We start from the raw sequence: 20,282 nt of genomic DNA on the forward strand, positions 1-20,282 counted from the left end.
GATCCCCCCGGGCCCCGAACCCCTCCCGAACCCGGAACCGGGCCCACCGCTGTCCTAGCCGGACGGCGCTGAGGACTTGGCGACTGCGGCGGGCCGGCCGGCCGGCGGCCAGACCCCGCCTACGTGCGGCCCCCGCCGCCCCGCCGGTGTCCGGCCCCCGACGCCGGCAGGGCCGAGGCGGTCGCCCGCCCCGGCCCTTCCGGACGGCTGGTCCTTACGCCGTGATCTCCGTCCGGTCGCCGCCCCACAGGGTGTGGAAGGAGCCGTCGCGGTCCACCCGGCGGTAGGTGTGCGCGCCGAAGAAGTCGCGCTGGCCCTGGGTGAGGGCGGCCGGGAGGCGTTCGGCGCGCAGGGCGTCGTAGTAGGCGAGGGCCGCGGAGAAGCCGGGGGTCGGCACGCCCTGGAGGGTCGCGGCGACGACAACCTCGCGCCAGCTGTCCTGCGCCGCCGCGATCTCCCGCGCGAACGTCTCGTCGCTCAGCAGGCTCGGCAGGTCCGGCCGGGCGTCGTACGCGGCGCGGATCCGGTCCAGGAAGGCCGCCCGGATGATGCAGCCGCCGCGCCAGATCGACGACACCGCGCCCAGGTCGATGTCCCAGCCGTACTCCTCGCTGCCCGCGGCGATCTCGTGGAAGCCCTGGGTGTACGACACGATCTTCGAGGCGTACAGGGCCTGTTCCACCCGGTCCGCGAAGGTGGCCGCGTCGGCGGCGGAGAGCGGGGACGGCTTGGGGCCGGCCAGCCCACGCGACGCCTCCCGCAGGGCCGCGTGGCCCGACAGGGAGCGGGCGAAGACCGCCTCCGCGATGCCCGACACCGGCACACCGAGGTCGAGGGCGATCTGGACCGTCCAGCGGCCGGTGCCCTTCTGCTCGGCCTGGTCCACCACCACGTCCACGAACGGCTTGCCCGTGGCCGCGTCGACGTGCGCCAGCACCTCCGCCGTGATCTCGATCAGGTACGAGTCGAGCCGGCCGGTGTTCCAGGTGCGGAAGATCTCCGCGATCTCCGCGGGCGTGTACCCGGCCACCTCGCGCAGCAGCTGGTACGCCTCGCCGATCAGCTGCATGTCGGCGTACTCGATGCCGTTGTGCACCATCTTCACGAAGTGCCCGGCGCCGTCCGGACCGACGTGCGTCACGCACGGCGCCCCGTCCGCCGCCTTCGCGGAGATCTTCTCCAGCATCGGACCGAGCGAGTCGTACGACTCGGTCGAGCCGCCCGGCATGATGCTCGGGCCGTTCAGCGCGCCCTCCTCGCCGCCGGAGATGCCCGTGCCGACGAAGTGGATGCCCCGCTCGCGCAGCTCCCGCTCCCGGCGCCGGGTGTCCGCGAAGTGCGCGTTGCCGCCGTCGATGATCATGTCGCCCGGCTCCAGCAGCGGGGCGAACTCCTGGATCACCGCGTCCGTCGGCTCCCCGGCCTTCACCATGATCACCAGTCGGCGCGGCCGCTCCAGCGCGTCCACGAACTCCTTGGCGGTCTCGGCCGCGACGAAGTCGCCCTCGTGCCCGAACTCCTCCACCAGCGCGTGCGTCCGCGACGCCGTCCGGTTGTGCAGCGCCACCGTGTAGCCGTTGCGCGCGAAGTTACGGGCGAGATTGCGGCCCATCACCGCGAGTCCGGTGACGCCGATCTGGGCTGAAGTGCTCATACCGCCTGCTCCCAAAGACATAGAAGGCAAAGAGGATGTAGAAGATGCAGCTGGTGGTGGATCGTGCCGTTCTCGCCCGCCAGTATCGCCCCTCGACCATGCTGACGTGCCGGTACGCCGGCCGCACCGGCGACCGCGTCGGACCTTGGGTACGTACGGCGGGGCCCGGAGTCTCAGGCCCGGACCGGCCCGGTCGCCGCCGCTCCGGCCAACGGGGGGCGGTTACCGGCCACTTGAACCGGCCGGGCGGCCGATTGCCGTCTTGCCACGGCTGTCGGGCGGCGCATACTTTCCCAACTCTGACGCCGACCTGTGTCGAGGGGGGCTCCCAGCATGGCCGTACGCGGCCGGCACCGCCGGTACCAGCCGAACAGGATCAACCGCGCCTCGCTCACGGTCACCGCGGGCGGCGCGGGCATCGCCCTCCCGCTCATCGGTGCCGGTGCGGCGCACGCCGCCGACGTGGGCACCTGGCACAAGGTCGCCGCCTGCGAGTCCAGCGGCAACTGGAGCATCAACACCGGCAACGGCTTCTACGGCGGGCTGCAGTTCACCCAGTCCACCTGGGCGGCGTACGGCGGCGCGAAGTACGCCCCGCGTGCCGACCTCGCCACCCGCGACCAGCAGATCGCCGTCGCGGAGAAGGTGCTGGAGGGACAGGGCCCCGGCGCCTGGCCGGTGTGCTCGGCGCGCGCCGGGCTGGCCAGGGACGGCGGCACACCCGACGTCCACCCGGACGCCGGCCGCACCGCATCCCGTTCCGCAGAGCGCTCCGCCCACCGGTCGCCCGAGCGGTCCGCCGGGCGTTCGGTGCGCGACGTCCAGCCGCAGACCACGCCCCAGTCGCGGGCGGGCCGCACCGAGATGTACACCGTGGTGCCCGGTGACACCCTGTCGGGCATCGCCGACTCCCACGACGTCCCCGGCGGCTGGCAGCGGCTCTACCAGGCCAACCGCGCCACCGTCGGCGCCGACCCCGACCTGATCGTGCCCGGCCAGCGACTGCGCCTGCACGCCGGGACGGCCGAGCCCGCCCACAAGAGCCACGGCACCAGGCCCCGGACGCACGAGCCGGACACCCCGAAGAAGACCTCACCGCAGCCGGCCCGGAAGTCCGGCCCCCACACCCTCGTCGCCCCGGTCGCCGGCGGCATCGGCACCCCGTACCACCGGGCCGGCTCCTCCTGGTCGAAGGGCTACCACACCGGCGTCGACTTCCCCGTGCCGACCGGCACCTCCGTGCGGGCCGTGGGCCCCGGTGAGGTCGTCGACGCCGGGTGGGGCGGGTCCTTCGGCTACCAGGTGGTGATCCGGCACGCCGACGGCCGCTACAGCCAGTACGCGCACCTGTCGGCCATCTCCGTGCGGGCCGGGCAGTCCGTGGGCGGCGGCCAGCGCATCGGCCGCTCCGGCTCCACCGGCAACAGCACGGGCCCGCACCTGCACTTCGAGGTGCGGACCGGACCCGGTTTCGGCACGGACGTGGACCCGCTGGCCTATCTGCGGGCCGGCGGCGTCAGGATCTGACCCGGGCGCGGCGACGGCCCGGCGCCAGCAGCTGGATGCCCGGTGCGAGCACCGGGCCACAGGGTCCGAAGAAGACCGGGGCACTGTCGTACGGCGCGTTCTCCGGCCAGCCCGCCGTGTCCGCCGCCAGGTACGCCACCGGCTCCTCCTCGGCGGCGTCCGGCGCCGCCAGCAGGACGGCTCCCGGCCCGCCGGCCGCCACGGCATGTGCCGTATCCCGCGCGGCCAGGTCCGGGCCACCCGCCGGCTGCTCCGGGACCTTCCCGAGCAGCGCCGCCCCGTCGCCCGCCGGGAGGGCGACCGCGTCCCGCTCCGTGACGCCCTGTTCCACCGCGTCCGGCACCACCGCGTCCGGCACCACCGTGTCCCGCTCCACCGCGTCCGGCGTCCGCGTGAGCCGCTCGGTCGTCAGCAGGATCAGTCCGCCCGCGGCGAGGACACCGCAGCTCAGGGCCAGCACCGTGCCCGTCGGCCCGTAGCGGAACGTCTCGCCGAACATCGTGATGCCCACCGCCGCCGCGACCACCGGGTTCACCACGGTCAGCGTGGCCAGCGGAGCGGCCAGACCGGCACCACGGTAGGCGGCCTGCGACAGCAGCACACCGGCGCACGCGAACACGCCGATGACGGCCAGCGACGGCACGTCCGACATCACCACACCGTCGGCGAGGTCCACCGCGACGGTCTTGGTGAACACCGAGGACATGCCGAAGGCGACACCCGAGCCGGTGGCCAGCAGCACACTGCGCACCGCCGGATGCCGGTGCGCGGCCCGGCCCGCCACCATCAGCGCCACCACCGCGCCGCCGGCGGCCAGCGCCGACGCCACACGCTGGGCGGTGTCCAGCGACTGCGCCTCGGAGGCGCCGACCAGGGCCAGCAGCCCCGCGAGGCCCACCGTGGCCATGATCGCCCCGCGCCAGGCGGTCGCCCCGGCCCGGCGGCCGACGAACAGGGCCGCCATGGGCAGCGCCAGCACGATCGTCAGCGCCCCCAGCGGCTGCACCAGGCTGAGCGGGCCATAGGCGAGGGCCACCACGTGCAGCAGACCGCCGAGGCCGTTCAGCGCCAGCGCCCCCCACCAGTCGGGCCGGCGCAGCGGCGCGTAGCTCTCGTCGGCGCCGCTCGCGGCGACCCGCTCCTGCACGATGGCCCCGGCCGCGTAGGCGACGGCCGAGACGAGTGACAGCAGCACGGACAACGCGAGGGCGCTCATGAGCTGCTCCTCTGCGTGAGGCGGGGGCGTCGGCCCCGGCGCGACGAACGGTCGGCTCGCATGACCAACACGATGCCTCTTCACCCTGTTCCACGTCGTCGTCCCTGAGCACTGAATGCTTCCTACTGCCGGTGGAGTACGCCTGGAGCCCGCTCATACCTCAGGGGGGTGACACAGGGCGGCCACCCGGTGATCACAGCGGGGCACGGACTTGCTACTACTGCTGCCCGTGGACCTCGACCCCGGCCTCGCCGCCCTCCGGCCGCTCGGCGGCTTCTTCCTGCTGCACGTGACTTCGCGGGCACCCCGCCCGCTGCCCACGCTCGCGGACGCCTACGGCGACGATGTGCCGCGGGCCGGCGGAGATCCCCTGGCCATCCGGGTGCGGAAGGTCGCGGGGAGCATCCGCGCCCCCGAGCCGCGGGTCGCGGCGTCCATCGCCCACCAGGGGCTGGCTTCGAGGCTGTGGTCCGTCGCCCTCGGCAGTGCCGCGCTGTACGGTACGGTCCTGGACCTCGACCCGCGGCTGCTGCACTGGGACCCGGACGCGGGCGCCCCCGACGACCTGTGGCTCACCGAGGCGCGTCCGCGCGACGACCTCCGGCCGGCCCTGGCCGACACCGCAGGGGAACGCCGCCTGGGGGAAGACCCCGCGCCCCCAGTCGCCACCGCCGCAGGTGAACCCCACCCCTGGGAAGACCCCGCGCACCCGGTCCCCGCCGCCCTCGCCGACGCCGTACTGGCCGCCCACCTGCGCCCCCTCGGCGCCGCGCTGCGTGCCCGCTACCGCCTCGCGCCCGGGCTGCTGCGCGGCAACGCCGCCTCCGCGCTGGTGGGCGCCGCCGGGCAGCTGGGGCGCTGGGCCACGGCCCACGGCCGCCCCGAGGTCGCCGCCCGCGCCCGCGCGCTGACCGCCGCCCTGCTCGCCCACCCGGAGCTGGCCGGCGCGGGCACCTTCACCGCGGCCCGGGGCTTCCGGCGCCGCAGTTGCTGCCTGTACTACCGCGTCCCCGGCGGGGGCGTGTGTGGCGACTGCTGCTTCCCGAGCCCACCGCGCTCTTCCCCGCGGGCCCCGTCTGAGTGACCATGAAGGGGCAACAGCCGCTGAGCACAGGGGGTCGACGGGTGCGAGTGGGACTGCTGACCCGGGAGTTCCCCCCGGACGTGTACGGCGGCGCGGGCGTCCATGTCGAGTTCCTGGCCCGTGAGCTCGGGCCGCTGGTCGATCTCGACGTGCACTGCTGGGGCGAGGGCTCCGCCGCGGACAGGGCGGCCGGTATCCAGCGCCACCGCCCCTGGTCCCGCCTGGACGACGCCAACGACGCGCTGCGCACCTTCTCCGTGGACCTGTCGATGGCCGCCGCGCTGCAGGGCCGCGACCTGGTCCACTCCCACACCTGGTACGCCAACCTGGGCGGCCACCTCGCCAAGCTGCTGTACGGCGTCCCGCACGTGGTGACCGCGCACTCGCTGGAGCCGCTGCGGCCCTGGAAGGCCGAGCAGCTGGGCGGCGGCTACGAGCTGTCCGGCTGGGCCGAGCGCACCGCCTTCGAGTCCGCCGACGCGGTCATCGCCGTCTCCGGTGCCATGCGCGAGGACATCCTGGCCTGCTATCCGGCGCTCGACCCGGAGCGGGTGCACGTCGTGCACAACGGCATCGACACCGCGCTGTACCGGCCCGATCCCGGCACCGACGCCCTCGTCCGGGCCGGCGTCGACCCGGACCGCCCGTACGTGCTGTTCGTCGGGCGCATCACCCGGCAGAAGGGCGTCCCGCACCTGCTGCGGGCCGTGCGGGACATCGACCCGGCCGCCCAGGTCGTGCTGTGCGCGGGCGCCCCCGACACCCCGGAGATCGACCGCGAGTTCCGCACGCTGTACGAGGAGCTGAGCGCCGTACGCGACGGGGTGCGCTGGATTCCGCGCATGCTGCCGCGTCCCGAGGTGATCCAGCTGCTCACGCACGCGGCGGCCTTCGTGTGCCCGTCGGTGTACGAGCCGCTCGGCATCGTGAACCTGGAGGCGATGGCCTGCGGCACCCCTGTGGTCGCCTCCCGGGTCGGCGGCATCCCGGAGGTCGTCGAGGACGGCGTGACCGGGGTACTCGTCGATGTGGACGACCACTTCGAAGCGGGTCTCGCCCGCGCGCTGGACCGGGTCCTCGGGGACCCGGTCGCCGCCCGGCGCATGGGTGAGGCGGGACAGGAGCGGGCGGTCACCCGGTTCGGCTGGGACGCGGTCGCACGGCGCACGGTCGAGCTCTACGAGGAGATCCTCGGCGGCAGGAAGCAGGCGTAAGCGCCCTGACCAAGGGCAGGCATCGGTCAACCAGTGGTGAGGGGAGCGGCCATGCGTCGTGGTGGTCCTTCGGTGCTCGGCATCGTGCTCGCGGGCGGAGAGGGCAAGCGCCTGATGCCCCTGACCGCCGACCGCGCCAAACCGGCGGTCACCTTCGGCGGGACGTACCGGCTCGTCGACTTCGTACTGTCCAACCTCGTCAACGGCGACATCCTGCGCATCTGCGTGCTGACCCAGTACAAGTCGCACTCGCTGGACCGGCACATCACCACCACCTGGCGGATGTCCAGCCTGCTCGGCAACTACGTCACCCCCGTCCCGGCCCAGCAGCGCCTCGGCCCGCGCTGGTACCTGGGCAGCGCGGACGCGATCCTGCAGTCGCTGAACCTGATCCACGACGAGCAGCCCGAGTACGTGGCCGTCTTCGGCGCCGACCACGTGTACCGCATGGACCCGCGCCAGATGCTGGCCCAGCACATCGAGGGCGGCGCGGGCGTCACCGTGGCCGGCATCCGGGTGCCGCGCGCCGAGTCCTCGTCCTTCGGCGTGATCACGCCGGGCTCGGACGGGCGGACGGTGGAGCGCTTCCTGGAGAAGCCCGCGGACCCGCCGGGCCTCGCGGACGACCCGGCCTGTGTGTTCGCCTCGATGGGCAACTACATCTTCACCACCAAGGCGCTGATCGACGCCCTGCACCGGGACGCCGAGGACACGAAGTCCGTGCACGACATGGGTGGCTCGATCCTGCCCCAGCTCACCGAGCGCGGGGAGGCGCAGCTGTACGACTTCAGCGCCAACCACGTGCCCGGCGAGACCAGCCGCGACCAGGGCTACTGGCGGGACGTGGGCACCATCGACGCGTACTACGAGGCCCACATGGACCTCATCGCCGAGCGCCCCGCGTTCAACCTCTACAACCGGCACTGGCCGATCTACACCCACTCCACCGACCTGTCCCCGGCCCGCTTCAACGCCGGCGGCATCGCCAGCGAGTCGATCATCAGCGCCGGGTGCCTCATCCGCGGCCAGGTCACCCGCTCGGTGCTGTCCCCGGGCGTGGTGGTGGACCCGGGTGCGGTCGTCCAGGGCTCGGTGCTGCACGACAACGTCCACGTGGGCCGGGGTGCGATCGTGCGCGGCGCGATCCTGGACAAGAACGTCGAGGTGCCGCCGGGCGCGACGATCGGCGTCAACCCTAGCCGTGACGCGGAGCTGTACACGGTCTCCAAGGCAGGAGTGATCGCCCTGGGCAAGGACCAGCGGGTCTCCTAGCCGTAGGCGCCGACGTGGGTCCGGCGGGGGCGCGGCAGGCGTCCCCGCCCCGGTCCGCCCCCGTCTGCCCGTCCGCTTGTCATGCCCTGGACGGGAACCGGAATCCGTGCTGTCATGCCGAGGGCCGCTGTTTACAACGATGTAAAAGCGCGCCCGTCCCGGGCGACGAGCCGTCACCCGCCTTCCCCCGAAGGAGGATCCATGCGCACCGGACGCCTCAGAACGAAACTCACGCTCCTGCTCGCCACGGCCCTAGGGCTCGCCGGTCTGACCGCGGCCCCGGCCGCCGGCGCCGGCACCGCCCGGGCCGCGGACGCCGTCGAGGTCCACGGCCTCAAGGGCGAGTACTACACCCAGTCCGCCCCCGGGGCCTTCGACTTCCACGAGCTGAAGGCCACCGGCTTCGACCCGGACCTCGACTTCGACACCCTGGAGCCGCGCCTGCAGTTCACCACCGGACAGTCGGACGACGTCAGCGTCCGCTGGACCGGCAAGCTCGTCCCCGAGCGGTCCGGCCCCCACACCTTCTCGATCACCGGCGACAACGGCTTCCGCCTGTGGGTCGGCGGCCGGCTCGCCATCGACCACTGGGTCGACGACTGGGACCGCGAACAGGCCTCCGCTCCCGTCGAGTTGACCGCCGGACAGTCCTACGACCTCAAGGTCGAGTACTTCGAGCACTTCGGCGGCTCCAACCTGCATCTGCGCTGGACCGAGCCCGGCGGCGCCAAGGAGACCGTGCCGCAGTCGGCGCTGCGCCTGCCCGACGGCTTCGACTACGACGGCGCCACCGCCGCCACCGTCCTCGCCGACGGCCGCACCCTGAAGCTGGACTTCGCGCAGACCCTGGCCGCGCCCCCGGCCTCCTTCACGGACCACCTCCGGGCCGTCATCGGCGGCGCCTCCTGGCCGCTGGCCGGCGCCCGGCCCGACCCCGCCGACCCCAGGGCCCTGCTCGTCGCCCTCGACCAGCCCGTCGTGGGCAACAAGGCCGGTACCGCCCGCGGCACCGCCGACGTCCGCTACGACGGAGCCGGCGGCCTGACGGGGACCGACGGCAACGTTGTCAAAGCCTTCTGGAGCAGCGGCCCCAACCGCTCGACGTACGAACTGCGCACCCCCTGGGCCGACCAGGTCGATCCGGAGCGGCCGCTCGACGACTACCCCAGGCCCCAGCTCACCCGCGACGCCTGGCAGAACCTCAACGGCCGCTGGCAGTTCGCCGCCGCCGAGGCGCAGGAGCGGCCGCCCACTGGCCGCGACCTGCCCGAGCGGATCACCGTGCCCTACCCGGTCGAGTCGCAGCTGTCCGGCCTGGAGCGGCACGAGGACCGTATGTGGTACCGCCGCACCTTCACCGTCCCGCCCGGCTGGCACATCGGCTCCGGCAAGCGGCTGAAGCTCAACTTCGGCGCCGTCGACTGGCGGGCCGAGGTGTACGTCAACGGCACCGAGGTCACCGAACACCAGGGCGGCTACGACAGGTTCAGCGCCGACATCACCGACGCGCTGAGGCCCGGCCGTACCCAGGAACTGATCGTCGGCGTGTACGACCCGACCGACGCGGCGGGCGGCGAGAACCCGCCGCTGGGCAAGCAGCGCCTGGACCCGAGCGGCATCTGGTACACCCCGACCTCCGGCATCTGGCAGACGGTCTGGCTGGAGCCGGTCGCCGCCGACCATGTCGAGGCCCTCAAGCTCACCCCCGACCTCATCCGCGACACGCTCACCGTCGAGGCGCGGGGCGTACGCGCCGGCGTACCGGTCACGGCGACGGCGTACGCGCACGGCCGCCTCGTGGCCACGGCGCACGGCACCACCGGCACCCCGCTGACCCTGACGATCAGTGACCCGCACCTGTGGACGCCCGACGACCCGTTCCTGTACGACCTGAGGCTGACCGTCGGCGCCGACCGCGTCGGCAGCTACTTCGGGATGCGCTCCATCGGCGTGCGGAAGATCGACGGAGTGCCCCGCACGGTCCTCAACGGCAAGCCCGTCTATCTGATGGCCACCCTCGACCAGGGCTTCTGGCCGGACGGCCTGTACACCGCGCCGACCGACGACGCCCTCGCGTACGACCTGAAGGTGCACAAGCGGCTCGGCTTCAACTCCGTGCGCAAGCACATCAAGGTCGAACCCGACCGCTGGTTCTACTGGACCGACCGGCTGGGCCTGCTGGTGTGGCAGGACATGCCCGCGACGACCGCCGGTGTGAACCCGGACGCCGCCGCCCGCGCCGAGTACGAGCGGGAGATGAAGAAGATCATGGAGGACCACGTCTCCAGCCCGTCGGTGATCATGTGGGTCACCTTCAACGAGGGCTGGGGCCAGTACGACGAGGCCCGCATCGCCGACCAGGCCAAGACCTGGGACCCCACCCGGCTGGTCAACGGCATGTCGGGGCTCAACCTGGGCCGCGACGGCGGCACCGGCGACGTGATGGACGAGCACGGCTACCCCAGTCCCGCCCTGCCGCCCCACCCGGACGGGGAACGCGCCCTGCTCAGCGGCGAGTACGGCGGCCTCGGCCTGGCGGTGCCCGGGCACGCCTGGCCGGTGCAGCAGAGTTACGTCGACGTCGACCCGGCGACGTACACCGACGACTACCTGGCGAAGCTCGGCGAGGTGCGCGCGCTGGCCTGCCGGGGCGGCAACGGCGCCGTCTACACACAGATCAGCGACGTCGAGGGCGAGCTGAACGGCCTGCTCACCTACGACCGCCGGGTGCTCAAGCCGGACGCCGGCCGGCTGCGCGCCGCCCATCGCGCGCTGATCCGGGACGCGTCGCAGGCGAGGGTCGCAGGCTGCCCCGCTTCCTGACCCGTGCGCGCCGCCCGGTCGGCTCGCGGCCGTCCGGGTGAAGTGACCTCAACGACCCCTTGAGTCCCATGAGTCCCGTCCCTCACACGAGGGACGGGACTTAATCTGCTGTTAACTGTGCGTAGCCTGATCGTACTTGACCGTAATCGGTTCCAGGGGTTTGACTGCACACTCATCGGTCCGTCGACGCGAGGCAAGCCCTTGACTTCTGATCTGCTCGCACCTCTCGACCTGGCGTTCTGGAACATCGAGTCCCCCGAACACCCCATGCACCTGGGCGCGCTCGGGATCTTCTCCGCCCACTCGCCGACCGCGGGCGCGCACGCGGCCGACCTGCTCGCCGCGCGCGCCGCGGCCGTGCCCGGGCTGCGCATGCGCATCCGTGACGTCTGGCAGCCCCGCGAGGCGCGCTCGCCGTTCTCCTTCGGCGGGGCCGTGCGCGAGCCCGTGCCCGACTTCGACCCGCTCGACCACATCCGGCTGCACGCCCCCACGGCCGACTTCCACGACGAGGCCGGCCGGCTCATGGAGCGTCCGCTGGAGCGCGGGCGGCCACCGTGGGAGGCGCATGTGCTGCCCGGCGCCGACGGGGTGTCCTTCGCCGTGCTGTTCAAGTTCCACCACGCCCTGGCCGACGGGCTGCGGGCGCTCGGCCTGGCCGCCGCCGTCCTCGACCCCGTCGAGATGCCCGCGTCCCGGCCCAGGCCCGCCGAGCCCGCACGCGGTCTGCTGCCCGATGTGCGGCGGCTGCCGGGCCTGGTGCGCGGGGCCGTGGCGGGCGCCCTGTCCGACGTCGGCCGCGCCCTCGACATCGGCGCCTCCGTGGCCGTCTCCACCCTCGGTGTGCGCAGCACGCCGGCGCTGACCGCCGAGCCGTCGGGCACCCGCCGCACCGCCGGCGTGGTCCTCGACCTCGACGATGTGCACCGCATCCGCAAGACCGTCGGCGGCACCGTCAACGACGTGCTGATCGCGGTCGTCGCCGGCGCGCTGCGCACCTGGCTCGACGAGCGCGGCGACGGCAGCGAGGGCGTCGCGCCGCGCGCCCTGATCCCGGTCTCCAAGCGCCGCCCGCGCACCGCCCACCCCCAGGGCAACCGGCTCTCCGGGTACCTGATACGGCTCCCGGTCGGCGAGAGCGACCCGCTCGGCCGGCTGGCGCAGGTGCGCGTGGCGATGGACCGCAACAAGGACGCCGGACCGGGCCGGGGCGCCGGCGCGGTCGCGCTGCTCGCCGACCATGTGCCGGCGCTCGGCCACCGGCTCGGCGGGCCGCTGGTCAGCCAGGCGGCCCGGCTGTGGTTCGACATCCTCGTCACCAGCGTGCCGCTGCCCAGCCTGAGCCTGAGGCTCGGCGGGAACCCGCTCACCGCCGTCTTCCCGCTCGCCCCGCTGGCCCGCGGCCAGTCCCTGGCGGTCGCGGTCTCGACGTACCAGGGCCGGGTCCACTACGGCCTGGTCGCCGACGCCGAGGCCGTACCGGATCTCGACCGGTTCGCCGCTGCCCTGTCCCAGGAGGTGGAGACACTGCTCACAGCGTGCGTGGACTGAGGCCCGCGCGTTTGGTTCCGGGGTGCGGCGCTCCGTAGAATTCCGCGTTCGAAAGCGGGCGCGGTCGGAGCGCCGCGGGACCAGACCAGGGATCGGCAGCGCGATGACGGTGACAGAGGACGGCTCGGCGACCACGGACGAGGTGGCGTACGGGCCCGGCATCGACCCCGAGCGCCTGGCCGTGTGCCTGAGCGTGCTGGAGGAACTCGACCGGCTCGACGTCGACCACCCCGACGCGATCAAGGTGCGGCGGGCCACCTCGCACATCTACCGCACGGTCAAGCAGCGCCGCCGCCAGGAGCGCCGCGCCGCCAAGACCGCCCACGACCGCGCGGTCACCGAGGCCACCGCGACCGGCTCCGCCGAGCGCATCGACGACGAGACCGAGGGCATCCTGCCCTCCTCCAAGGTCGAGCCCGGCCGGATCGCGGGCATACTGCAGCGCCCCCGCTCCTGCTACACCTGCAAGAAGCGCTACGTCGAGGTCGACTACTTCTACCACCAGCTGTGCCAGGAGTGCGCCGAGCTGAACCGCGCCAAGCGCGACGCCCGCGCCGACCTCTCCGGCAGGCGTGCCCTGCTCACCGGCGGCCGCGCCAAGATCGGCATGTACATCGCGCTGCGGCTGCTGCGCGACGGCGCCCACACGACGATCACCACCCGCTTCCCGAAGGACGCCATCCGCCGCTTCAAGGCGATGGAGGACTCGGCGGACTGGCTGCACCGCCTGGAGGTCGTCGGTATCGACCTGCGCGACCCCGCGCAGGCGGTGGCCCTGGCCGAGCAGGTCACCGAGGCCGGTCCGCTCGACATCCTGATCAACAACGCGACGCAGACCGTCCGCCGTCTGCCCTCCGCCTACGCGGCCCTGGTCGAGGGCGAGAGCGCCCCGCTGCCCGCCGGTGAACTGCCCGCCCACCATGTGATCGGCGCGTTCAACTCCGGCGCGGTCGACGGCATCGCCGCGCTGCCGGTCGGCACCAGCGGCCTGGACGCGCAGAAGGTCGCCGACCTCGCGCTGGTCGCCGGCAACGCCAGCATCGCCCGGCACATCGAGGGCACCGCCATCGACGCCGGCGGTCTCGTGCCGGACGTCGTGGAGAGCAACACCTGGGTGCAGACCATCGACCAGATCTCGCCGGTCGAGCTGCTGGAGACCCAGCTGTGCAACTACACGTCGCCGTTCATCCTGATCAGCGCGCTGCGCCCGGCGATGGCGGACGCCGCGAAGAAGGCCGCCAGCGGTCGCGCGTACGTCGTCAACGTCTCGGCGATGGAAGGCGTGTTCAACCGCGGCTACAAGGGCGCCGGGCACCCGAACACCAACGCGGCGAAGGCGGCCATGAACATGGTCACGCGGACCAGCGCCCAGGAGATGTTCGACACCGACGGCATCCTCATGACGTCCGTGGACACGGGCTGGATCACCGACGAGCGGCCGCACTACGACAAGCTGCGGCTGGCCGAGGCCGGTTTCCACGCCCCGCTCGACCTGGTCGACGGCGCCGCCCGCGTCTACGACCCGATCGTGCGCGGCGAGGCCGGCGAGGACCTGTACGGCGTCTTCCTGAAGGACTACGCCCCCGGCAAGTGGTGAGGGCCCGCCCCCCGGCGCCGTAGACCTTACGGGCCTACCGGTCGGCCCGGTCCGCCCGGTCCGCCCGGTCGGCGGCGGTGGGGCGGGAGTTGCGCGCGGCGAGCAGTTCCAGCACCGTGCGCCAGTCCTCCAGCACCCCGCCGTCGAGGGCGTCGGTGCGCGCCTCCTCGTCCGCCAGGCGCAGGGCGACCAGCGCGTCGTCCGCCGTCGCGCTCTCGCGTGGGGCCGCGCGCACGAGCCGGTGGACCCGTTCCCCGAGCAGTGAGCGCACCGCGCCGGCCGCGCGTTCGGCGCCCTGGGCGGCGTCCCCGGGACGCAGCAGCCGCCCCACCGCGAGCACCAGCCCGGCCACCTGGAGCTCCTTGTCGGCGGGGTGGCGGCGGCGCAGCAGCGCGGCGGTGCGCAGGGCGTGGTCGTGCAGATCGGCCGGGGCGGCGGCGCGGGACGGCAGGTCCCGCACGCCCCGGCAGGCGTACAGCAGATCCATCAGCTCCTCGACGCCGCGCAGTTCCATGCGTCAGTCCTCCCGCGAGTCAGCCGGTGCCGGCACGACAGCAGATCACGGCCGGCTTGTCGCACCACCAACGGCACTTGAACAGCGGACCGAAGTCGAAGACCCGCGCGGGAACATAGGCCGATCGAGTGATGGACAAAAGGCGCCAAACCGGGCAAAGGGTTCAATTCCCTAGTGGGGACATGTGCGTGACTTGCCATGGTTACCCCAAATTTTCAGCCCCATCGAGCGGGGCCCCGCTCATTTGGTTAATCTGTAGCCGACGGACAGCAGAACGGGGTCCCACCCACACCCACCGTCCGTCACGGGACAAGCCGGTCCACCACGGCCTGAACCACTGTGAATTGCCGACGCCACCGCGTCCGAACGCCTTGAGACAGACCCGAGCGGGCGTCGAGGAACAGGCCGCAGCATGGGCCGATACGACGTCCCCGGGTGACCGACACATAAGGAGTGCGCGGTGACACCAGAGAAGACGAATCGCGAGCAGCGCCCCAAGGAACGCACGGAGCGCGCCGGCCGCCGGCCCGGAGAGATCGGCAGCCTCGACGTGTGGGCGCGGTCCGCCCCCATCCGCCTCGCCGGATACGAGGAAGACCTGGCCGAGCCGCACATCCTGCCCAGCGTGGACTGAGTCCCGGGCAGGAGCATCGCGATCGCCGACCGCATGGGCGTGCCAGACTCACGCCCATGCTGATCAGACAAGCCGCGGCCGAGGACTGGCCGCAGATCTGGCCGTTCTGGCACCGCATCGTCGCCGCCGCCGAGACCTACGCCTGGGACCCGGACACCACCGAGGAAGCGGCCCGCGCCCTGTGGATGAGCCCGGCCAAGCGCGTCTACGTCGCCGAGGACGAGACCGGAACCGTCGTCGGCTCCGCCTACCTGACGCCCAACTACGGCGGCCCGGCCGCCGGCATCGCCAACGCCGGTTTCATGGTCGACCCCGAGCGTGGCGGCCGCGGCATCGGCCGCGCCCTCGCCGAACACATCCTGATCGAGGCCAAGGCCCAGGGCTACCGCGGCATGGTCTTCAACTCCGTGGTGGAGACCAACCCGGCCGTGGCCCTGTGGATCTCCCTCGGCTTCACGATCGTCGGCACGATCCCGGACGCCTTCGCCCACCCCCGGCACGGCCTGGTGGGCCTGCACGTCATGCACAAGCGGCTCTGAACGCACCAGCGGCTCCGAGCCTGGCCGTGGACAGCCTCGCTCACCCCGGTTCCCCCCGCCACGCACCGTCCCGGGCCGCCCAGCGGACCGCGGGGGGCACCGCGAGACCCGCCACGGCGAACAGGGCGCCCAGCAGGGCCCAGCCGAGGGCGCCGTGACCGATCGCGGTGACCGTGACCAGGGCCGGGCCCGCCATCATGCCCGCGGACATGCCGGCCCCGAAGACGCCCTGGTAGACGCCGTGGGCGCGGGCGTCGGCGAGTTCGTAGCCGAGGGTCCAGCCGCCGGCCGCGGAGAGCACCTCGGCGAAGACCTGCACCACCGCACCGGCGGTCAGCGCCAGCACCGCCCACAGGGGGGACAGACCCGCGGAGAGGGCGTACACCGCGCAGGCGGCGGCCAGCAGCAGGCCCGAGAAGGCCATCGCCCGCACCGCGGCCGGTACCTGTGAGGCGCGGCGGGCCGCCCGCACCTGCAGCAGCGCCACCAGGACGCAGTTGACGATCATCAGCAGGGCCGCGGTCCAGCGGGGTGCCTCGGTCCGTTCCACGATCCACAGCGGCAGCCCCACCTCGGACAGCGAGAACTGCACGACCAGCACCGCGTTCAGCACGGTGACCGCCAGGAACGGCAGATCGCGCACCGCGCGCCAGCGGTCGGCGGCCGGGGCGCCGGCGTCCAGGCCCTGCCGCTCGACGGCGTGCGGCGCCAGCGGCAGCCGGGGCACCAGCAGGGCCGGCCCCGCGAACGACAGCGCGTCGAGCAGGATCACCGTCACATAGGCGGACCGGGTGTCCAGTTGCAGCGCGACCGCGCCCAGCGCGCCGCCCAGGCCCATGCCGACGTTCGTCACCATCCGCAGATAGGCCCGCGCCTCCACGCGCGTCGCGGCCGGCAGCACGTCGGCGTACAGCGCCCCCTGCACCCCGCGGCTCGCCATCTGCAGTCCCGTCGCGACGATCACCGTGACGAGGAACGCGGCGTAGGAGTGCACCAGTGTGTAGGCGGCCGTCGCCAGGCCCGTGCCGCCCCACAGCAACGCGCCCACCCGCCGCGCGCCCCAGCGGTCCGCGGCCCGGCCTGCCGGCACCCCGGCCACCACGCCGACCAGTCCCGCGACCGTCATGCCCACGCCGACCGCGGTCGCGTCCAGACCGACGATGCGGGTGAAGTACAGGACGCCGAGGGGGAAGTACAGTCCGTTGCCGAGGGAGTTGACGGCGGTCAGCACGGTGGCCAGGCGCAGCGCCGGGTCGGCCGGCAGCAGCCCGCCGGCCCGGGTGGCGCGGGCGGGCGCGGGGGCGTCGTCCTGGCCCGGGGCCGGTGAGACGGGTGTCGTGGTCATGCGGATCAGGCAACCCGGTCGGCGGGCCGGTCCGGCATTGATTTAGCGTGGCGCTCAATGATCGAGTTCCGTTTCGGCGTCGGCGACCTCGCCACCACCTCCTTCGCCTACTCCGCGCTCCAGGAGACGGTGTTCTCGCTGCGCTGTCTGCACGACCCGGCCCGCTATCCGCACCACCGGCCGTGGCTGCGCCGCATCCGGCCGCACCTGGCCGGCCTCGACCACGAGGTGCTGACCGCCCTGTCCGCGCCGTGGCTGTGGGTGCCGGACTTCCTCACCCCGCGCCCCCGTCGGGCCCGTCCCGTCTTCGCCGACGAACTCGACACGCTCCGCCGCACCCCGCCGGACGTCGTCGCCGACGGCTTCCGCGCCACCTACCGCACCGAGGACGCGCTGCCGCCCGTCATAGCGCGGGGACTGGCCGACCCGCCGGCCCTGCTGGCCCGGCTCACGGACGCCCTCGACGCCTACTGGCACACCTGCCTGCGCGACGACTGGTGGCCGCGTGTGCAGGCCATCCTGGAGGGCGATCTCGCCCACCGGGGGCGGATGCTCGCCGAGCAGGGCGCCGCCGCGATGCTGGCCGGGCTGGACGACCGGCTCACCTGGAGCGAGGGCCGACTGCTGCTGTCCACCCGGGACTTCACGGTCGCGGCACCGTGGAGCGACGCGGTGGGCATCGCCGGGCGCGGCATGGTCCTGCTGCCCACGCTGTTCGCCCGGGGCGCCCAGCCCCTGATCGATCCGTCCCGCCCGCCCGTGCTGGTCTATCCCGCCCGCGGCCGGGCCACCCTGTCCGAGGAGCCCCCGCCGGTCACCCGCGACGCGCTCGTCCGCCTCCTCGGCCGCCCCCGCGCCCGCCTGCTGCTCCTGCTCGCCGAACCGGCCTCCACCACGGAACTGGCCCACCGCCTGGACGTCACCCCGGGCGCGGTCAGCCAGCACCTCGCGGTCCTCTACGACGCGGGCCTGCTCTCCCGCACCCGCACCGGCCGCATCGTCCGCTACGCCCGCACCGAACTGGGCGACGACCTGTGCCGTTAGAGGGTGTCTGCAAAGTCCCGCCTGCCCTGCGGGCGAACGAGGCGACTTTGCGGACCGCCCTGGGCCCGCGACGCGCCGAGCGCCGTGCCCGTGCGGTAGAGCTCCACCAGCAGGGGCCGCAGCGCGCGTCCGGCCGCGGTGAGGGTGTAGCGGGTGCGGACCGGGAAGCCGGGCAGCCGCTGTCGCTCCACCAGGCCGCGCTCGCGCAGGGTGTCCAGCCGCTCGGTGAGCACCTTGGGGCTGATCCGCGGGAGCCGGGCGCGCAGCTCGCCGAAGGAGTGCGGGCCGTGCATCAGCTCGCGCAGGACGAGCGTGGTCCAGCGGCCCGCCACCGCCGCCAGGGCGACCTCGACCGGGCAGCCGGGCTCGGGCCGGTCCGTGCGGCCCGCCGCGGACGGCACCAACTCCGGGTCCCACACGTGGGTTTCCGTTTGGTGAGCCACGCCGCCACCGGCTTGGCTGCCGTCATGAGCCTTCCCGTGAACCCCGCGCGCGATCATGCCCCCACTGTCACCCTCACCTCCGACGCCGCGCAACACCCCCGGGTGTTCGCCGCCGCGTTCAACTCCGGCGACCCGCGGGCGCTGGCCGCCGTCTACGAGACGGGCGCGGTGTTCGCGCCCCGCCCCGGCACGGCCGTGACCGGGGCGGACCTGCGAGCCGCCAACGCCGCCTTCCAGTCCCTCGGCGTGCCGATCACGGTCCGCACCCGGCACGCCTACGTCGCGGGCGACCTCGCGCTGCTGGTCGTCGACTGGGTCCTCGACGGCCCGGGCGCGGACGGCCGCCCCGTCCACCTGGAGGGCACCGCCACGGACGTGGCCCGCCGGGGCGGCGACGGCCTGTGGCGCTACGTCATCGACAACCCGTTCGGCACCGCGCGGTGAGCGCTTGACTAGGACAGACCCGCCGTGCGCTCCCACGGGCGCAGCCGCTCCAACTGCTCCGCGAGCTGCAGCAGTTCGGGCTCCGACCCGGGGCGCCCCACCAGCTGCACGGCGCACGGGGCGCCGGAGGGCAGCGTGCCGAGCGGCACGGCCGCGGCCGGCAGGCCGGTGAGGTTCCACGGCGGGGTGAACGGCGAGTAGGCGGTGTTGGCGGCGATGTTGCGCAGCCAGCCCCGCTCGTGCCAGGGCCCGGCCTCGGGGGAGCGGCGGGCCAGCGCCGGGGTGAGCAGCACGTCGTACGTCTCGAAGAACGGCTCCAGCCGCTCGCGCAGCTGCTCGCGGGCCCGTCCGGTGCGCACGGTGTTCAGGAAGCGGCGGCCGAGGGCCGCGTGGACCCGGGTGCGCCGGGTCAGCAGGCGGGCGTCCAGGCCGGCCGCGTCGACGGCGGTGCCGGCCGTCCAGTGGGCCAGCGCGGTCACGCCCAGCGACAGCGGGTACGGCGGGTCGGCCCGCCGTACCGTGTGGCCGGCCCGCGCCAGCAGCCCGGCCGCCGCGCGCGCCGCGGACCTGTAGGGCGCCGTCACCGCCACCCCGGCCAGCGGGCTGCGCAGTGAGACGGCGATTCTGCGGGTCCCGGGCGCCGGGGCGCGTAGGGCGTCGGCGCCGGCCAGGACCGACAGGGCCAGGCGGACGTCCTCGACGGTGGTGGCGAGCGGGCCGTTCTCCGCCATGCCGAACCAGTCGCCCTCGCCGATGCCCGCCGGGACCACGCCGCTGCCCGGCTTGATGGTGACCAGGCCGCAGTTGGCGGCCGGGATGCGCAGCGAGCCCATGCCGTCGTTGCCGAGCGCGAGCGGCACGAAGCCGGCGGCGACCGCGGCGGCGCTGCCTCCGGAGGAACCGCCCGCCGTGCGGGAGGTGTCCCACGGGTTGCGGGAGGTGCCGTGCACCCCCTCCGTCGTACCGAAGACGCACAGTTCGGGCACGTTGGTCAGGCCCACGACCACCGCGCCCGCCGCGCGCAGCCGGGCCACGGTCACATGGTCGTCCCCGGCGGGTGTGTCCGGGGTCGCGGCGGTGCCGATCCGCGTCGACTCGCCGCGCACGGCGAGGTTGTCCTTGACCGCCACCGGCACCCCGGCGAGCGGGAGTTCACCGAGGTCGCCCCGGGCGCCGACCTCGTCGGCCTCGGCCAGCGCCGCCCGCGCGCGCACCGTGCGGAAGGCACCGATCCGCCCGTCCAGCCGCTCGATCCGGGCCAGATGTTCCGCCACCACCTCCCGGGGCGTGGCCCGCTTCTCGCGGACGGCGGCGGCTATCTCGGCGGCGGACAGACCGACCCAGGTGGTCACGGGCGCTCCTCGGGGCGATTACCGGTGAG

Annotated in this window: 17 protein-coding genes; 11 read left to right on the plus strand and 6 right to left on the minus strand. The window is 73.8% G+C overall.

Going from position 1 to position 20,282, the window contains the following annotated elements; all coding sequences use genetic code 11:
• Nucleotides 1-214: 214 nt before the first annotated feature.
• Entirely contained in the window at nucleotides 215-1,654 is a 1,440-nt protein-coding gene (gndA, locus tag C3489_RS16205) for an NADP-dependent phosphogluconate dehydrogenase (protein ID WP_103782535.1), read from the minus strand.
• Between the two features lie 333 nt (nucleotides 1,655-1,987).
• On the opposite strand from gndA, the gene C3489_RS16210 reads away from it, so the two are divergent.
• Entirely contained in the window at nucleotides 1,988-3,181 is a 1,194-nt protein-coding gene (locus C3489_RS16210; protein WP_103782536.1) for a transglycosylase family protein, read from the plus strand.
• On the opposite strand, the gene C3489_RS16215 is transcribed toward C3489_RS16210, so the two are convergent.
• Nucleotides 3,171-4,397 carry a DMT family transporter gene (locus C3489_RS16215; RefSeq protein ID WP_103782537.1) on the minus strand — a complete coding sequence of 409 codons (1,227 nt, stop codon included), beginning with the start codon at nucleotides 4,395-4,397 and terminating at the stop codon, nucleotides 3,171-3,173. The genes C3489_RS16210 and C3489_RS16215 overlap by 11 nt on opposite strands.
• Before the next feature lie 229 nt (nucleotides 4,398-4,626).
• Here C3489_RS16215 and C3489_RS16220 point away from each other — a divergent pair, with 229 nt between their 5' ends.
• The 6 genes from C3489_RS16220 (at nucleotide 4,627) to C3489_RS16245 (ending at nucleotide 13,938) form a co-directional block, all read left to right on the plus strand.
• On the plus strand, nucleotides 4,627-5,481 hold the full coding sequence (locus C3489_RS16220) for a (2Fe-2S)-binding protein (protein ID WP_103782538.1): 855 nt from the start codon (nucleotides 4,627-4,629) through the stop codon (nucleotides 5,479-5,481).
• 41 nt (nucleotides 5,482-5,522) lie between these two features.
• On the plus strand, nucleotides 5,523-6,695 hold the full coding sequence (gene glgA / locus C3489_RS16225; RefSeq protein WP_103782539.1) for a glycogen synthase: 1,173 nt from the start codon (nucleotides 5,523-5,525) through the stop codon (nucleotides 6,693-6,695).
• Nucleotides 6,696-6,746: 51 nt separating this feature from the next.
• On the plus strand, nucleotides 6,747-7,967 hold the full coding sequence (gene glgC / locus C3489_RS16230; protein WP_103782540.1) for a glucose-1-phosphate adenylyltransferase: 1,221 nt from the start codon (nucleotides 6,747-6,749) through the stop codon (nucleotides 7,965-7,967).
• A gap of 201 nt (nucleotides 7,968-8,168) precedes the next feature.
• Nucleotides 8,169-10,790 (plus strand): PA14 domain-containing protein, encoded by a 2,622-nt coding sequence (locus C3489_RS16235; protein ID WP_103782541.1) that lies wholly within the window; start codon nucleotides 8,169-8,171, stop codon nucleotides 10,788-10,790.
• A 201-nt stretch (nucleotides 10,791-10,991) separates the two neighbouring features.
• Complete coding sequence (locus C3489_RS16240) at nucleotides 10,992-12,341, plus strand: wax ester/triacylglycerol synthase family O-acyltransferase (protein WP_103782542.1); 1,350 nt, start codon at nucleotides 10,992-10,994, stop codon at nucleotides 12,339-12,341.
• 103 nt (nucleotides 12,342-12,444) lie between these two features.
• Nucleotides 12,445-13,938, plus strand: a complete 1,494-nt coding sequence (locus C3489_RS16245) for an SDR family NAD(P)-dependent oxidoreductase (protein WP_103782543.1) — start codon at nucleotides 12,445-12,447, stop codon at nucleotides 13,936-13,938.
• A 34-nt stretch (nucleotides 13,939-13,972) separates the two neighbouring features.
• Here C3489_RS16245 and C3489_RS16250 read toward each other — a convergent pair whose 3' ends face one another.
• Nucleotides 13,973-14,452 (minus strand): hypothetical protein, encoded by a 480-nt coding sequence (locus tag C3489_RS16250; protein WP_103782544.1) that lies wholly within the window; start codon nucleotides 14,450-14,452, stop codon nucleotides 13,973-13,975.
• Nucleotides 14,453-14,912: 460 nt separating this feature from the next.
• On the opposite strand from C3489_RS16250, the gene C3489_RS16255 reads away from it, so the two are divergent.
• Nucleotides 14,913-15,086 carry a hypothetical protein gene (locus tag C3489_RS16255; RefSeq protein WP_103782545.1) on the plus strand — a complete coding sequence of 58 codons (174 nt, stop codon included), beginning with the start codon at nucleotides 14,913-14,915 and terminating at the stop codon, nucleotides 15,084-15,086.
• Between the two features lie 56 nt (nucleotides 15,087-15,142).
• Nucleotides 15,143-15,625, plus strand: coding sequence for a GNAT family N-acetyltransferase (locus C3489_RS16260; RefSeq protein ID WP_103782546.1), 483 nt, complete (start codon nucleotides 15,143-15,145; stop codon nucleotides 15,623-15,625).
• A 40-nt stretch (nucleotides 15,626-15,665) separates the two neighbouring features.
• Here the strand turns inward: C3489_RS16260 and C3489_RS16265 are convergent, their stop codons facing one another.
• On the minus strand, nucleotides 15,666-16,970 hold the full coding sequence (locus tag C3489_RS16265; protein WP_103782547.1) for an MFS transporter: 1,305 nt from the start codon (nucleotides 16,968-16,970) through the stop codon (nucleotides 15,666-15,668).
• Nucleotides 16,971-17,027: 57 nt separating this feature from the next.
• Here C3489_RS16265 and C3489_RS16270 point away from each other — a divergent pair, with 57 nt between their 5' ends.
• Complete coding sequence (locus tag C3489_RS16270; RefSeq protein WP_219821956.1) at nucleotides 17,028-18,014, plus strand: helix-turn-helix domain-containing protein; 987 nt, start codon at nucleotides 17,028-17,030, stop codon at nucleotides 18,012-18,014.
• On the opposite strand, the gene C3489_RS16275 is transcribed toward C3489_RS16270, so the two are convergent.
• A complete protein-coding gene (locus C3489_RS16275; protein WP_258054714.1) occupies nucleotides 18,011-18,457 on the minus strand; it encodes a helix-turn-helix domain-containing protein in 447 nt (148 codons plus the stop codon). The genes C3489_RS16270 and C3489_RS16275 overlap by 4 nt on opposite strands.
• Nucleotides 18,458-18,481: 24 nt before the next feature.
• On the opposite strand from C3489_RS16275, the gene C3489_RS16280 reads away from it, so the two are divergent.
• Nucleotides 18,482-18,901, plus strand: coding sequence for a DUF4440 domain-containing protein (locus C3489_RS16280; RefSeq protein WP_103782549.1), 420 nt, complete (start codon nucleotides 18,482-18,484; stop codon nucleotides 18,899-18,901).
• An 8-nt stretch (nucleotides 18,902-18,909) separates the two neighbouring features.
• On the opposite strand, the gene C3489_RS16285 is transcribed toward C3489_RS16280, so the two are convergent.
• Nucleotides 18,910-20,253 carry an amidase gene (locus C3489_RS16285; protein ID WP_103782550.1) on the minus strand — a complete coding sequence of 448 codons (1,344 nt, stop codon included), beginning with the start codon at nucleotides 20,251-20,253 and terminating at the stop codon, nucleotides 18,910-18,912.
• Nucleotides 20,254-20,282 lie beyond the last annotated feature (29 nt).

Origin of the sequence: Streptomyces sp. Ru71 (assembly GCF_002920535.1) — a bacterium.
Classification (GTDB): domain Bacteria; phylum Actinomycetota; class Actinomycetes; order Streptomycetales; family Streptomycetaceae; genus Streptomyces.

Coding starts and splice junctions, on each gene's coding strand:
- C3489_RS16245 (WP_103782543.1), top strand. CDS start 12,445: ATGACGGTGACAGAGGACGGCTCGGCGACCACGGACGAGGTGGCGTAC.
- C3489_RS16215 (WP_103782537.1), bottom strand. CDS start 4,397: ATGAGCGCCCTCGCGTTGTCCGTGCTGCTGTCACTCGTCTCGGCCGTC.
- C3489_RS16250 (WP_103782544.1), bottom strand. CDS start 14,452: ATGGAACTGCGCGGCGTCGAGGAGCTGATGGATCTGCTGTACGCCTGC.
- C3489_RS16270 (WP_219821956.1), top strand. CDS start 17,028: ATGATCGAGTTCCGTTTCGGCGTCGGCGACCTCGCCACCACCTCCTTC.
- gndA (WP_103782535.1), bottom strand. CDS start 1,654: ATGAGCACTTCAGCCCAGATCGGCGTCACCGGACTCGCGGTGATGGGC.
- C3489_RS16210 (WP_103782536.1), top strand. CDS start 1,988: ATGGCCGTACGCGGCCGGCACCGCCGGTACCAGCCGAACAGGATCAAC.
- C3489_RS16280 (WP_103782549.1), top strand. CDS start 18,482: ATGAGCCTTCCCGTGAACCCCGCGCGCGATCATGCCCCCACTGTCACC.
- C3489_RS16235 (WP_103782541.1), top strand. CDS start 8,169: ATGCGCACCGGACGCCTCAGAACGAAACTCACGCTCCTGCTCGCCACG.
- C3489_RS16260 (WP_103782546.1), top strand. CDS start 15,143: ATGCTGATCAGACAAGCCGCGGCCGAGGACTGGCCGCAGATCTGGCCG.
- glgC (WP_103782540.1), top strand. CDS start 6,747: ATGCGTCGTGGTGGTCCTTCGGTGCTCGGCATCGTGCTCGCGGGCGGA.
- C3489_RS16265 (WP_103782547.1), bottom strand. CDS start 16,970: ATGACCACGACACCCGTCTCACCGGCCCCGGGCCAGGACGACGCCCCC.